At 72.5% G+C, this 14,240-nt stretch carries 13 protein-coding genes; 5 read left to right on the plus strand and 8 right to left on the minus strand.

Annotated features, from left to right (window positions below; all coding sequences use genetic code 11):
- Positions 1–309: 309 nt before the first annotated feature.
- A complete protein-coding gene (locus K4B79_RS00650; protein WP_232024158.1) occupies positions 310–882 on the minus strand; it encodes an RNA polymerase sigma factor in 573 nt (190 codons plus the stop codon).
- Complete coding sequence (locus K4B79_RS00655; RefSeq protein WP_232024159.1) at positions 879–1,148, minus strand: hypothetical protein; 270 nt, start codon at positions 1,146–1,148, stop codon at positions 879–881. The genes K4B79_RS00650 and K4B79_RS00655 overlap by 4 nt, the downstream gene beginning before the upstream one ends.
- 425 nt (positions 1,149–1,573) lie before the next feature.
- Here K4B79_RS00655 and K4B79_RS00660 point away from each other — a divergent pair, with 425 nt between their 5' ends.
- The 3 genes from K4B79_RS00660 to K4B79_RS00670 are packed head-to-tail and all read left to right on the plus strand — an operon-like array spanning position 1,574 to position 5,954.
- A complete protein-coding gene (locus tag K4B79_RS00660) occupies positions 1,574–4,996 on the plus strand; it encodes a CHAT domain-containing protein (RefSeq protein ID WP_232024160.1) in 3,423 nt (1,140 codons plus the stop codon).
- Positions 4,993–5,307, plus strand: coding sequence for a hypothetical protein (locus K4B79_RS00665; RefSeq protein ID WP_232024161.1), 315 nt, complete (start codon positions 4,993–4,995; stop codon positions 5,305–5,307). The genes K4B79_RS00660 and K4B79_RS00665 overlap by 4 nt, the downstream gene beginning before the upstream one ends.
- Complete coding sequence (locus K4B79_RS00670; RefSeq protein ID WP_232024162.1) at positions 5,304–5,954, plus strand: hypothetical protein; 651 nt, start codon at positions 5,304–5,306, stop codon at positions 5,952–5,954. Before K4B79_RS00665 ends, K4B79_RS00670 begins: the two co-directional genes overlap by 4 nt.
- A gap of 49 nt (positions 5,955–6,003) precedes the next feature.
- Here K4B79_RS00670 and K4B79_RS00675 read toward each other — a convergent pair whose 3' ends face one another.
- Complete coding sequence (locus K4B79_RS00675) at positions 6,004–6,414, minus strand: VOC family protein (RefSeq protein WP_232024163.1); 411 nt, start codon at positions 6,412–6,414, stop codon at positions 6,004–6,006.
- Positions 6,415–6,782: 368 nt separating this feature from the next.
- Positions 6,783–7,232: a PPOX class F420-dependent oxidoreductase gene (locus K4B79_RS00680; protein WP_232024164.1), complete on the minus strand. Its 450-nt coding sequence runs from the start codon at positions 7,230–7,232 to the stop codon at positions 6,783–6,785.
- A 183-nt stretch (positions 7,233–7,415) separates the two neighbouring features.
- Here K4B79_RS00680 and K4B79_RS00685 point away from each other — a divergent pair, with 183 nt between their 5' ends.
- The gene (locus K4B79_RS00685) at positions 7,416–8,651 is read left to right on the plus strand and encodes a serine hydrolase domain-containing protein (protein WP_232024165.1); all 1,236 of its coding nucleotides are present in this window, start codon (positions 7,416–7,418) and stop codon (positions 8,649–8,651) included.
- 166 nt (positions 8,652–8,817) lie between these two features.
- Positions 8,818–9,837, plus strand: a complete 1,020-nt coding sequence (locus K4B79_RS00690; protein ID WP_232024166.1) for a hypothetical protein — start codon at positions 8,818–8,820, stop codon at positions 9,835–9,837.
- A 60-nt stretch (positions 9,838–9,897) separates the two neighbouring features.
- Here the strand turns inward: K4B79_RS00690 and K4B79_RS00695 are convergent, their stop codons facing one another.
- From K4B79_RS00695 to K4B79_RS00710, 4 genes are read right to left on the minus strand one after another with little or no spacing between them, the layout of a single operon-like run.
- A complete protein-coding gene (locus K4B79_RS00695) occupies positions 9,898–11,052 on the minus strand; it encodes a saccharopine dehydrogenase family protein (RefSeq protein ID WP_232024167.1) in 1,155 nt (384 codons plus the stop codon).
- Entirely contained in the window at positions 11,045–12,112 is a 1,068-nt protein-coding gene (locus K4B79_RS00700; RefSeq protein ID WP_232024168.1) for a saccharopine dehydrogenase, read from the minus strand. Before K4B79_RS00700 ends, K4B79_RS00695 begins: the two co-directional genes overlap by 8 nt.
- Positions 12,109–13,254, minus strand: coding sequence for an NAD(P)/FAD-dependent oxidoreductase (locus K4B79_RS00705; RefSeq protein ID WP_308280347.1), 1,146 nt, complete (start codon positions 13,252–13,254; stop codon positions 12,109–12,111). Before K4B79_RS00705 ends, K4B79_RS00700 begins: the two co-directional genes overlap by 4 nt.
- A complete protein-coding gene (locus tag K4B79_RS00710) occupies positions 13,251–14,231 on the minus strand; it encodes an ornithine cyclodeaminase family protein (protein WP_232024169.1) in 981 nt (326 codons plus the stop codon). Before K4B79_RS00710 ends, K4B79_RS00705 begins: the two co-directional genes overlap by 4 nt.
- Positions 14,232–14,240 lie beyond the last annotated feature (9 nt).

Here is a 14,240-nt window from a genome sequence, read left to right on the forward strand (position 1 = left end):
TCTCCGCTTCCGGGGCGTCGGCGGAGGCGCGCTCGGCGTACCGCTTCCGCTCCGGCAGACCCCTCACAGGGTCGTTCACGGGGGAGATACCCACGGGCACCGGCCACGGCGACCAGTCGTCCCGACGCTGCTCAGACAGCTCTTCCTGGGCCATCCACCCCTGAAGTTCGGTCCAGCCTTCAGCAGCACTCGGTGTCGGAAGGTGCGTATCGACCACGCGATCGAGGCGCTTGAGAAGGTCCTCCGCCCGTACCGGCCCGCCTGCCGTGGAAGGAGAGTCCGGCGCGTCAGGCCAGTCTCGGCTGTTGCTCATCCCGCCGCCTCCTCTCCCAGGTCCTCTTCTCTCCAGTCCGAGGGGAAGACCACCTCGTCCCCCAGATCCGCGGCCAGTGCGCTGCGCGCATTGCGCAGGTGGACCCGCACTGTGCTCTGCGCGATGTCCAGGTGTTCTCCGATCTCACGGTTCGTCCAATCGCCCTGCCATCTCAAGAGTGCCACTCGTCGCTGAGCGGTGGGCATGCAGTCGATGACCTTCCAGCACTTCTGAAGCAGCAGATTGGATACCGCGGTTCGGGGCGTATCCAGATCGGCGGCCAGGTCCTGACCGGCGAGGCCGATCACCGAACGGGTGGTTGCTCGCCATTGGTCGAAGACCTTGTTCTTCAGAACCTGGTATAACCAAGCCCGTTGACCGCTCGCGTCGTAGGTCCGCAGCGCGCCCCACTGCACGGCGGCAGCCTGGAAGGTCTCCTGGACCAGGTCCTGGGCGAGGTGGCGTTCGTCCCTCAGCATCCGGGACGCGAACCTGATCAGGTCGTCTCGGTGCCGCATATAGACGTCCTCGACCTCGGCCCAGTATTCCCGTGGGACACGAGGCGTCACGAGTGCCGCTCCGGACACGATGCCGGCTCGCCGCCGACCTGAACCATCATTTTCGGTCCCCCGGTGCCTCGTTCCTGCGCCACCACGGTGCCGGGCGGTGACTGCGTGGTGATGGCCAGCAGAGTCTTGCGCCGTGATCGCTCCGACAGGATTCTCACCACTCCCGTGACGAGCATGACAGAACATGCGGACCACGGCAGTGCGTGCAGCCCGAGCACGGCCCACTCAACCAGCCACGCACGAAAGGGGGATGGGATGACGTTCATGCCAGTACATCTCCCGCCGCGGCAAAAGCGTTTAGGGCCGGTTCGCACTGACGACGGCCGCCGGGACGCGGAGACGGCACCTGCGAAGCAGGACTGCGCGTCGCACAGCGGAAGACCCGCGCGGGGCGCGGGACGCCGGTACTTCGAAGCCGCCGCTTCCCTGTGCGGGAGACGCAGCCCCGGTGAACTGATCACTCGTCGGCCTGCCGCCGCGTGGTTCCCAGTAGCCCATCACCACGCGCATCCGGGTGGCTTCGCGCGTCCACGGGCCGACGTTCACCCTCGGCGTGCCGCTGATGGTGGGGTACGTCCTCTTTCGTGATCGGCCCGTACGGGCCCGGCTCAGCGCCGTAGGCTCTCGTCTCAGGCCTGGTCCGGTCGATGACGGCGTAGGGGGCGAAGTGCGGTTGTCGCTACGGGAATTGATGGACCTGCGGATTCCGCCTCCTGAACTCACCGTCCCGGTGCTGGGCCCCATCCGGGACAGAACCGTCCTGGGCCCTCCGGAGGATCTCGCGCCGCACGAACGCCAGTGGTGGTACGCGATGGCCGGCGCGGTCTGCGAACGGCTGGGCGATCCGGACGGGACCGTGCGCCACTTCGGCGCCGCCCTGGCCGAGCTGGACGACGAGAGCGACGACCGGCCCGACGCGGAGTTCCGGCTCGGTGTGGCTCTGCACTCCCGCTTCACCGCGGGGGGACAGTCCGACGATGTCGACGAGGCGATCCGCCTCTTCCGCGGTGTGCTGGCCGTGGCCGACCAGGGCACCTGGCCGCGTCTGATGGCCGCCGCGCACCTGGGACGCTGTCTCGCCGACCGGTTCACGGCGGCCGGGGATCCGGCCGACCTGACCGCGGCCACGAACGTGCTGGAGGTCGAACTCGACGTGGCGGGTCAGCCTCCGCGCGCGGGCGACGACCACGACCCCGAAGAGGTCCGCACCTGGATTTCCGCTCTCGACGTGCTGTCTGAATGCCTGCGCGAAGAGGCCGAACTCGGCCACGACGAAGGCCTGTTGGCCATGGCCGAGGAGCGGGCCCGCGAGGCTCTGGACCTCGCGGGCGACGACTCCGGGCTGCGCGCGGCACCGGAGAAGGGACTGGCGCGTACCCTGCTCGCCCGGGCGATGTGGACGAAGTCGCCGACGGATCTCGACGAGGTGATCCGGCTGCTCGCCCCCTCGGCACCCCTCGCCCAGGCGGAAAACCCGGCGGCACGCGCGGTGAACCTGGGCATCGCCCACTTCGAGCGCTACCGGCTGCTGGGCGATCCCGGCGACCTGACACAGGCCCGTACGGTCCTCGAAGAAGCCCTGCCCGTACTGCCCCGGGGTTCGATCGCGCGCGCCGGAGCCCAGCTCAACCTCGCGGTCGTGCTGCGGGAGACGGCCGCCACCGCGGCTGACGGACCCGCGCTGCTGGACCTCGCCGTGGAACTGGCCGACGAGGCCGCCGACACCGCACAGCCGCGCTCGCCGCTGTCCGTCGCTGCGACCGCCGCCGCGGCCGAGGCCCGGATCGCCCGACAGGCCCAGGGCGCGGGCGGCGGTGCGGAGGATCTGGAGACCGCCTGTCGGCGCATGGAGGTGATGGCTCCGCATCTGCCGCCCGGGGGCGGCATGCTGGCCGCCTCCTTCCGCGATGCCTGGGGCAGCGCCCTGGTACGGGCCGCGGGCCTGACCTCTTCTTCCGCGGCCCTCGACCAGGGGGTGGCCTTGTTGCGCCGGGCGCTGGCCGATCCGGGCGGACTGCCCGACCGGCCGCGTACGGCGGGCAATCTCGCCGCCGGTCTGTACGAGCGGTTTCTCGCCCGGGGCTCGATGGACGACCTGGACGACGCCATCGCGCTGTGGCAGGAGGCCGTGGACTCCCGCCGCCCCGGAGACCCGCACGGTGTCATGGCCCGCAGCGGACTGGCTGTGGCGCTGCATCAGCGGTACGACCGGCGCGGAACGGCCGCCGATCTGGACGAGGCGGTGGAGCGGTTGACGGCCGCGGCCGCGCTGGGAACGGACCCAGCCGAGCGCCGAGCCGTCTTGACCAACCTCGGCCACGCCCACCAGGCCCGCTACGAGATCACCGACGATGCCCAGGAGCTGGCCAGGGCCGTGGCCGCGCAGCGCGAGGCCCTCTCGCTGCGCGGGCCGCAGGCAGGCTCCCCGGTCAACGCCCGCATCGGGCTGGCCCTCGCGTTGGGCGCGCAGGCGGAACGCCTGGGTTCGATCGCCCTGGCCGAGGAGGCGGCGGACCATGCCGAGGCGGCCCATGCCGAGGCCGATGCGGCGTCGCGGGTGTGGGTGTCGGTCGTGTTCGTTCTGGCCGGACTCACTCGCCTGCGCCATGCTCTGACCGCCGCTCCCGAACTGCTGCGCCGAGCCGAGGAGTTGTACGGGCGGGGGTATGAGGCGGCTCGCGAGCGGTATCCGGCGGCGGCCGCGGAAGGCGCCATGGAGTGGGGTCAGTGGCAATCCCGGCTGGAACGGTTTCCCCAGGCGGTGGCCGCCTTCGACCTCGCCGAGCAGGCGGTGGGCCGCCTGGTGGCCGAGCAGGGGCAGCGCGCGGCCAAGGAGAGCTGGCTGCGGACCTCGCGCGGTCTGCCCGCCGCGGTGGCCGTGGCGGCTTGGCGGGCCGGTGACACGGCCGGTGCGGTCGGCCGTCTGGAACGCACCCGAGCCCTGCTGATGGCCGAGCGCCTGCGACTGGGCGAGACCGCCGCCGACGCCACGACCGACCGCCTGTTGTCCACCGGCACAGTCATCTACCTGGTCCCCGGCGAAGAGACGGGTGTGGCTTTCACGGTCACGGACCAGGCTGTGAAGGCCACCGCCCTCGACGGCCTCGGGGCGAGCGCACTCGCCCGGTGGCAGCACGAGGGGTGGGGTGTCGCCGATCGGCTGGAGCCGTTCGCCCGATGGGCATGGGAGCAGGTACTGGGCGAGGTGGTTCCCGGGCCCGGCACATCGTTCACCCTGATCGCCGTGGGCGATCTGGTGCACCTGCCCTGGCAGACGGCATGCCGGGAGTCCGGCACCGACCGTGCGGACCGGTTCCTGCTCGACGACCACGCGGTCGGCTTCGCGCCCTGTCTGCGCGTGTTGCCCACCCATGCCTCCCACCGGACGCCCCGCTACCTCGGCGTGGCCGTGGGACGCGGCACCGGTCTGCGCGAACTCGCCTTCGCCGAACGGGAGGTGAGGGCCTGTGCCGCTCGCTTCTCGCAGTCCCTGCTGTTGGTGGACGAGGCAGCCACGCCCGAACGGGTCCTGGAGTGGTTCGGCCAGGGGGGCGGGGTCGCTCACTTCGCCTGCCACTCCGAGACCGACCCCGCCGATCCCCTCTCCTCCGCGCTCGTCCTCGGCGGCGGCGCCCGTCTCACCGTACGAGATCTGCTGGATGTGCGCGGCGGACTCGACCTGGTCCTGCTTTCGGCCTGTGCCACCTCCATCACCGGTCGCGACCTGCCCGACGAGGTGGTGGGTCTGCCGGGCACTCTCATCGGGGCCGGAGCCCGGGGGGTGGTCGCGGCGGACTGGCCGGTCAACGACCTCGCCGCGTGTCTGTTGATGACCGACTTCGTGGGCCGGTGGGCCGACGGGGCACTACCTGCCGAGGCGCTGCGCGCCGCCCAGACACAGCTGCGGGATCTGCGGCACGGCACCCTGGCGAGGCGGCTGAGGGTCCTGCGCGGCCCCTCCCCGGCCCAGGCGCCACCGGCCGCGTTTCCACCGGCGCCCGCGCGTCCCTTCGCAACGCTCGCCGACTGGGGTGCGTTCACGTACACGGGGCACGCCGGTTCCGGCTCTCCGCACGTCCACCTACGACGGGACCGCACGGGAGAACACTCATGAGCACGCCACCGTCACTGCGCTACCAGCACGGCACCGACGCGGAGTTCGCCCGGCGAGCGGCGGCCACCTTCACCCTGGAGCATTTCGACTCCGCACTGGTGCTCTTCGGGCCGTGCCCGCGCTGCGGCCAGCAGATGACCTTCACCGTCATCGAGGAACTCTTCCGCAGCGCCGATGGGGCGGCCCCCGTGCCCGCCCGACCGGTCGTCATGTACTGCACCGCCGAGACCGTGTACGAGGGCTCCCCCGACGGCCACACCGGCTGCGGCGCGTTCTGGAGTCTGCTGCTGCCGTCCGGAGCGGAGGCGTGAGCGGCGCTCTGCGGCCCGGTCCTGCGCCGACGGCCGCTCAGGTTCGTCGGGCCAGGTCGGTGCGGCGGGCTCTGGAACGGGAGCTCGGCCGGGTGCGCGAGGTCGCCGTGGCCTGGCGCAACGGACTTGGGGCGCTCCTGGCCGGACTCATCGGGTTCGGTCTGATCAGGGGTCGCAGCGATGTCGGACAGCTCGCCCCCGGCTGGTCCGTCACGGCGGGCGTGCTGCTGGTGGCCGCCCTGTCCGTGGGCGCGGCCGGAGCCTTCTGTCTGCTGCGCGCGGCACATGGCCGCCCCTCCGCCCGCCGGCTGTCCGAGTCGGACGCGACGGGACGGCCGCTCGAGGTCGAGGACCACGACGAGGCTCTGGCCAGCGCCCGCTTTCTGCGCACGGGGATCGTCTTGACCTGCCTGTGCACGGCCCTGCTCGTCACGGCGGTCGGCGTGACCTGGTACGCCCCGCCGAAGGATCCTCCGGGGCTGATGATCCGGCAGGGCACCGCCACACTGTGCGGGGAGGTCGTCTCGGCCCGCCGGGGCACGGTCGTGGTCAAGGTCGACGGTGTCGCCATGACCGTCGACCTGTCCCGGGCCGAGGCCGTCACCCCGGTCGTCTCCTGCCCCGCCGCCTCCCCGGGCACCGGGTAGGCCGGGACCGGTTCGTGGGCATCCTCCGGCCATGCCGCTCCCGCACCGTCTAGGCGTTCGACCAGCTCCGCGTGCACAGCACCAACCGGTAGCCGTCCGGGTCCTCGACGGTGACACCCCATTCGTTCCAGTACGGGTTGGGGGACAGGACCCGCTTGCCGCCGTGCCGTTCCAGGCGGGACACCAGGTCCTCCGGCACCGGTCCGTCGACGTAGATCACCAGGAGGTCCTCCTCGGTGGGGCGGGGTTCCACCGGGCGGGCGGGTTCGTGGACGAGCTCCAGGTGCCAGTCCGCGTCCGGCCGGCCGAGCATCAGCAGGTCGTGCCCGCCGGGTTCGGCACCGCCCTCGGCCCGCCAGACGACACCCAGGCCGAGTCCCTCGACCCAGAAGCGCTCGGCGGCGGCCAGATCACGGGACGGGCGGGCGATACGGATGTGGCTGCGGCCGTCTACGGGCATGGTTCCCTCTTCCCTGCGTGTACCGGAGGTGTACCGGGGGTGCACCGGCAGCGTAGGCAGCCATCGATCGTCGGCACATCGGCCGTCCGTCCTGCTCCCCGGGTCGTAGGACCACTCCGCGCGCCCACGCCCCGTTGACAGATGACGTTTCCGGCAACAACATCGGCCGAAACGCGCAGAAAAGAACAGCACGGCGGTACGGCAACGCCACACTCCGCCGTACTGTCCCGCGCCTCACCCCGACCACCGCGCACTCCGGCCGATTTCAGGGGCGGCCGGGGTGCGCGGCCCGCACCTTGACGCTCCCCCACCTGTTTCCCGGACGTTCCCTGACGTTCCCGGACGGGCCGGTGCCGCGCGGGCGGCTGTCAGTCCCGGTCGGGCTTTTCGGGGATCCCGTACGCGCGCTCCACCTTCAGCCGCAGCACCAGTCGGCGGTCGCGGACCATCGCGGCCCGGTAGTCGTCCCAGTCCGGGTGCTCTCCCAGGACGTCCCGGTAGAGGCGAATGAGTTCCTCCACCGTCTCGTCGTGCGGGTCCTTCGCGACCGGGGAGAGGTCGGCCGTTCCCTCGGCGACCGTGTAGGCCCACCGGTCGGCACTGGTGACGTGGTACGAGGCCCGGCTGTCACGGCGCAGGTTGCGGGTCTTGGCGCGGTCGTCGGTGATCGAGACCCGGATGATCCGTTCGTCGGGGTAGTAGGCGTGGTTGACGTTCGACAACTGGGGCCGGCCGTCGCCCTTGAGGGTGACCAGCACTCCACTGTGTCCCGTGGAGAGCGACCGGAGCAGCGCGTCCTCGTTCGCGTCCTGAGTCATGGCTCGGTCAACGGAAACGCACGCGTCGCGCATTCCCGGCGTCCGCTGTCGGGGCGTACGGCCCCCGTGAGTGACGATCATCATGATGAGGGGGGCCGAACCCCCGTTCCTGCGCGACGATGATGTCCGAGGTGATCCCGGCGAGTTGGCCGGACACCTTGCGGAACATGACGGAGGAGAGCGATGGCACAGCTGCGGCAAGAGGTGGACCCGACGGAGGCAGGGCTGGATCCGAAGGCGCTGGACCGTCTCGACCAGCATGTCGCCCACTTCGTGGACGAGGGGCGGCTGCCGGGCTTCCTGGTGTCCGTCGCACGCGGCGGACGCGTCGCCCACCTCACCACGCACGGCCACCGCGACCTCGCGGCCGGACTGCCCGTCGAGGCCGACACCCTGTGGCGGATCTACTCCATGACCAAGCCGGTCACCGCCGTCGCCGCGCTCCTCCTGGTCGAGGAGGGCCGCCTGTCGCTGGACGACCCGGTCGACCGCCACCTGCCGGCCTTCGCCGAACCGCGGGTGTACGTCGAGGGATCCGGTGCCGACATGGTGACCCGCCCCGCCCACGGCCCGATACGCGTCCGGCACCTGATGACCCACACCTCGGGCCTGACCTTCGCCTTCTACCACTCCCACCCGGTGGACGCCCTGTACCGCGCGGCGCACCTGGACTCGTCCGTCGTCCCGGGTTCCACCCTCGCGGAGACGGTCGACGTGTACGCGAGCCTGCCGCTCCAGTTCGAGCCGGGCACCCAGTGGAACTACTCGGTCGCCTCCAACGTGCTGGGCCGGATCATCGAGGTGGTGTCCGGGCAGCCGCTCGACACGTTCTTCGCCGAGCGGATCTTCGGACCGCTCGGGATGACCGACGCGGGATTCCGCGTCACCGACGAACAGGCGCCGCGGCTGGCCGAGTTGTACGGCGATGCCGACGCCGGCGGTATCGAGCCGATCCCGGGGCTCCCGCTGCGCGGCCGGCCGCGCTTCCTGTCCGGCAGCGGCGGGATGGTGGCCTCCGCCCATGACGTGCACCGCTTCATGGAGCTGCTGCGCCGCCGCGGCGAACTCGACGGCACGCGCCTGCTCACGCCGGAGTCGGTCGACCTGATGACCTCCAACCACCTTCCGGGCGGCGCCGACCTGCGCGCCTGCGGCAGCAAACCCGCACACGACGATCCCGGCAACGACGGCGTCGGCTTCGGCCTCGGCGTCTCCGTGGTGATCGACCCGACCCGCACGAACGCCCCCGCGGGCCTCGGTACGTACGGCTGGAGCGGTGTGGCGACCACGACGTTCTGGGTGGACCCCGGCCGCGATCTGACCGTGCAGTTCATGACCCAGCTGCGGCCGAAGAGCTCGCTGGCGCTGTATCCGGAGCTCAAGCGGTTGGTGCATGAGGCGGTCGCCGACCAGGGGTGATGCGGCCCCGAGGCCGGTCCGGCCGACAGCGGGTCAGGGCTCGGCTCAGGGGCGTCTCAGGGTCATCCCCGATCATTCGGAGCCCTGGTCCTGCCAGCCTGGGAGGGCGAGCGGGGAAGGCGGCCGCTCGGCACGGGGCGGCGGTCGTCGGGGGACGGGGGACGTGATGCGGGGCAGGCGTGGGTTCGTCGGGGCGACCGGGGCGGTCGCGCATCTGCGGTTGTTCACCTTGTCCGGCATCGCGACCGTGCTGGTCACCCGCGCCTTCCTGGCGCTGGCCGGATATCCCAGACTCGGCGGGGGCGAGGGCGGCCGGCTGCACATCGCCCACATGCTGTGGGGCGGGCTGCTGATGATGGCGGCGGCCCTGATCGCGCTGAGCTTCCTCGGCCGCCCCGCGCGCCTGGCCTGCGCGATCGTGGGAGGGATCGGCTTCGGGCTCTTCATCGACGAGGTCGGCAAGCAGATCACCGACGAGCCGGGCTACTTCTACCGGCCGGCCGCCGGCATCATCTACCTGACCTTCGCCCTGCTCCTGCTCCTCCCCCGGCTGCTGCGCGGCCGCTCCGACCTCACCCCGGAGCAACGCACCGCGCGCGCCGCCGACCTCGCGCTCACCGGCGTGGCGTCCGGGCTCACCCCGGCCCAGCGGCAGACGGCGATACGCCTGGTCGAGGGCGAGCGGAACGCGGTCGGCGAGGCACTGCTGCGGCTGCTGGCGACAGTGCCCGAGCGTCGGCCGGGCCTCTGGGAGCGACGGCGTCCGGGGGCGGCGCGGGTCCGGGACGCGCTGCGTCGGGCGGCGGGCCACCGGCTGGTGCTCACACTCGCGGTGGTCTGTGTGCTCACCGAGGCGCTGCTGTTCGCCGTGTGGCTGACCGTCGCGGGACTCGACGGCGAGCTGGCCTACGAGCCGCAGCGCGGCGCCCTGATGGGCATCCTGGTGAGCGCGGTGGCCTCGGCCGTGCTCGGGGCCGCCGGACTGGCCCGCCTGCGCGCGGACCGGCCCACCGCGTTGCGGCTGCTGCGTGCCGCGCTCCTGGTCGACGTCCTCGTCGGTCAGATATTCAAGTTCACGGTCAACCAGTTCGCGTCGGTCACGGAGCTGGTCTTCGACCTGTGCCTCCTGTGGGTGATCTCCACGCATCTGGTGCCGTTCGGATCCCGAGCGGCTCCCGCCCACTGACGCGCTTCCGCCGGCCGGCGGCTCCTGTCCGCCAGCGGCTCCTGTCCACCGGCGGCTCGTCTACCGGTCGACGCGGAGCGTGAAGTGGACGCCCTCGCGGGCGAGTTCGCCGAGCCACTCCTCGGAGCGTGCCGCCGTCTCCGCGGCCCGGGCCAGGCCCGGCGGGAGGGAGCCGTCGAGGATGTGGCGGACGCCGAGGGCGAGGGTGCGGGAGACACAGCGTGCCATCGCGCTCTCGTCCGGGTCGCCCACCAGATCCAGCAGGTAGGCGCCCGACCAGGTCCGGTCGGGCCCGCCGTGCACGTCCAGGGAGACGGCGAGGACGACACGGTCGCGGTCGGCGTCCGTGGTCGGGTACGTGGCGGCGAGTTCCCGGGCCAGGGCGGCGATCCGGGTGTCGTCGCCCGCCCGCAGCTCGGCGAAGACGTCGGCCCAGGCCCGCAGCCAGCCCTCCAGACGCAGGGTGCCGCGGACGAAGGTGCGTGGCTTCCAGCCGGCCGGCAGGCCGTACTGCTCCACGAAGGGCACGCTGTCCCGGTTGGGGTACACCTCGAAGGCCTCCCCGTCGACGACATGTCGCCGGGTCGCCTCCCAGGGCCGCTCGGCGGTGGTCTCGGCGCCGTCGTCGATGTAACGGGCGGGCGAGCGCAGGGCGTTGAGCACGCCGAAGGGGGCCCAGCTGAAGCGGTAGCGGAAGTCGTTCGGTTCGGCGGGGACACCCCCGCAGTAGGAGGTGAGGCGGTACGAGGCCGCCGTGTCGTCACCGACCGCCGCACGGGCGCGGGCGACCAGGCTGTGGGCGAAGAGGTGGTCGATGCCCGGGTCGAGACCGGCCTCGGTGAGGACGACGACCCCGGCCGCCACGGCCTCGGGGACCTGCTCCAGGACGGCGTCGGACACATAGCTGGAGCAGGCGAAGTGCGCCCGCCTCCGGACGCAGAGGGCCAGCAGTCCGGCGTGTTCGGTGGCCGGCAGCATCGACACCACCATGTCACCGGGGGCGAGTTCGGCCGCCAGGGCGTCCGGATCGTTGGCGCGCGGCTCGGCGCGGCCGGTGAGGCCGAGCGCGTCGAGGGCCTCGGCGGCGCGGGGCTCGGTGCGGTGCCACAGCCGTACCCGGTCGGCGGCCTCGCACAGGGCGGCCAGACCGCTGCCGGTGGACAGGCCCGCCCCGATCCAGTGCACGGTACCGCTCGCGGGAACCGGGTCAGACATGGCGGAACTCCCCTTCCTCTTCCTCGATGCCGAGTTCACGGCAGGCCAGGTGGAACCGGTCCCGGCAGCGTGCCCAGGGTCCGCCGGTCGAGAAGTCCAGCAGCTGGGGAAGCAGGGAGCCCGAGAAGTCGACGCTGGACTCCCGTGGGAGCAGGGACGGCAGGTTGTCGATGGCGATGAGGTCGAGCGGGGGTTCCTTGTGCAACCGGCGGACGGGTTCGGTCCACTCGGTGGTGCGGTCGTAGACCGGCAGGACGTTCAGCGGCGAGCCGACATCGCAGGTGACGTCGGAGAGGGTGCGCAGGCGGCGGGCGGGATCGTCCAGGTCCGCCTCGCGGACGAAGGGCGGGACGGGGGTGGTGGCCAGGACGCAGTTCACCAGCGCGTCGTGGGCGAGCAGGGCCGGGCGGTCCAGGTTCCGGGTCTCGTCCAGGTCCCAGCACGTCGGCTCGATCCCGGCGGTGTGGAGCGCGACGCGCGCGCCCCGGCCGCTGCGGCCCAGGGCCCCGATCACCAGCGCCGTGAACTCCGTGTCGGCGGCGACGGGCCTGAGGCGCTCCTCCAGCTCCTCCTGCGAGGTGGGCGTGAGGGGCGCGTCCAGCCTGCCCCGGTGCTGGAGCACGGCCAGGGCCGCGCCCAGGTATCCGGCCCAGTACCCGAAAGCCGCGAGTCTGCGGCCGGTGTCGTCCACCAGGTATTCGAGGTCGAGGAGCGTGCCGCCCCCGGCGGCGAACCGCCGCAGCAGTCCGGCCGCGCCCGGCTGCCGTTTGTAGGCGTGCCCGAAGAAGATGTGCCGGTGCCGCAACTCGGCGGGTTCGTCGGGGAGTTCCTTCAGGCCGAGGACGACGGCGTCCGCGGGCGCCGTCACCCAGGAGCCGGCCGGTGCGGTCCGGCAGCCGGCCGCCTCGTACTCCTCGACGGGGAAGATCCGCTGCGGGGACTCCTCGACGGTGAACGTCACGCCGGCGTCGACGAGCCGCCGGGCGTCGGACGGCACGATCGGCGTGCGCCGCTCGGTGGTACGGGCCTCGTGGCGCAGCCACAGATGAAGCTCGGTCATACCAGGTTGGCCTCCGGGCGCGGGGCGTCGGCCGCGAACCGGCCGGCGCTCAAGGGGCTGACGTCCACGAAGGGTACGCGGCCGAGGTACAGGTCGCGGACGACCTCGCCGACGGCGGGGCCCTGGAGGAAGCCGTGGCCGGAGAAGCCCGTCGCGTACAGGAAGCGGGAGACCGAAGTCGCCTCGCCGATCAGGGCGTTGTGGTCGGGGGTGTTCTCGTACAGGCCGGCCCAGCCGCCCGTGCGGCGCAGGTCCAGCAGGGCGGGCGCGCGCTGTTCCATGGCCGCGCACAGCCGGGGGATCCAGCGGTCGTGGGTGTCGGTGGCGAAGCCGGGCCGCTCGTCGGGGTCGGACATCCCCACGAGGAGCCCGGGGCCCTCGGAGTGGAAGTAGAGGCTGCTGGTGAAGTCGATGGTCATGGGCAGGTGGGGCGGCAGCCCCTCGACGGGTTCGGTGACCGCGATCTGCCGGCGCAGCGGCTGCACCGGCAGGTCCACCCCGGCCATCGCGCCGACCGCCCGCGACCAGGGGCCGGCCGCGCAGATCACCGTGTCGGTGGCGATACGGCCCAGCGTCGTCAGCACGGCGGTGATGGTGTCGCCGTGCCGTTCGATGCCGGTGACCTCGGTGTGCCGCAGGATGCGCGCGCCGTGCCGGCGGGCCTCGGCGGCGTAGCCGTGGACGACGGACTCGGGCGTGCAGTGGCCGTCGTCGGGCGAGAACGCGGCCGCGAGGAGTCCGTCGGTGCTGATCAACGGCGAGAGCCGGCGGGCCTCGGCGGGGTCGATCATGCGACTGGGCACGCCGAGGGAGTTCTGCAGGCGCACGCCCGCCTCGAAGGAGGCGACCTCCTCGGGTGTGGACAGCAGGAACAGATAGCCGACCCGGTGCAGCCCGATGTCCTGGCCGATCTCCTCCTCGAACCGTCCGAACGCCTCCAGGCTGCGCGCGCCGAGCTGGATGTTGAGCTCGTCGGAGAACTGCGCCCGTACTCCGCCCGCGGCCCTGGAGGTGGAACCGGCGGCGAGTTCGTCCCGCTCGATCAGGACCACGTCCCGTACCCCGGCGCGGGCCAGGTGGCAGGCGATGCTGGTGCCCATCACCCCGCCGCCGATGACGACGACACCGGCGCGGGCGATCACCGGGCGGCTCCCCGAGCCGCCTCGACGACGGCCCAGGCGGCGGCCGCGTCCTGGATGCCGAGGCCGACGCTGTTGTAGTGGACGACGTCCTGCGGGCCGGTGCGGGCGCGGCGCTCTCCGGTGAGCACGGCACCCAGCGGAACCAGGTCTTCCATGGTCAGCAGTCCTTCCCTCAGGGCGTCCACGACGGGCCCGGCGTGGAGCGCGGCGGTCTCGGGGTCGTCCACCACGACGGCTCCGCGGGCTCGGGCCCGCCGGAGCACCTCGGCGTCCACCTCGCGGCGGCCGGGCTCGAAGGAGCCCACACTGACGACGGTGCAGCCGTCGGCCAGCCACCGCCCGCGCAGCACGGGTGTGGTGCTGAGGGTGCAGGCCGCGACGACCGAGGCGCCGGTCACGGCCGTCTCGGCGGTGGCGGTCGGTTCGACGGGCAGGTCCAGTTCGGCGGCCAGGGTGTCGGCGGCGCGGGCGCGGTGGGCGGCGGTCGGGCTCCACAACCGTACGGACTTCACCTCCCGTACCCGGGCGATGGCCCGCGCGTGGGCGAGGGCCTGGGTGCCGGAGCCGAGGATCGCCAGGTCGACGGCGTCGGGGCGGGCCAGCGCGTCGACGGCGACGGCACTGGCCGCGGCGGTGCGCAGGGTGGTCACCACGGTGCCGTCCAGGACGGCGGTGAGGCGGCCGGTCACCGGGTCGAGCACGGTGATCACGGCGTGGACGGTGGGCAGTCCGGCCGCCGCGTTGCCGGGGTTGACGCTGCCGATCTTCGCGACGGCTCCGCTGTCCGCGGACAGCCGGGAGAGGTAGGCGAAGACGACGCTGTCGTCGAAGCGGCTGGGGTGCATGATCTTCGCCGGCAGGTCCGCTTCCTGCCGGCCGAGCGCGGTGAACGCGGCGCGCTGGGACCTGATCGCGGTGTCGAGGTCGAAGAGCTGCTCGACCCGGTCGGCGGCGAGGAAGAGGATGTCGTCGGTCACCTCGTGTTT

This window comes from Streptomyces lincolnensis, assembly GCF_021173675.1.
Lineage (GTDB): Bacteria > Actinomycetota > Actinomycetes > Streptomycetales > Streptomycetaceae > Streptomyces > Streptomyces lincolnensis_B.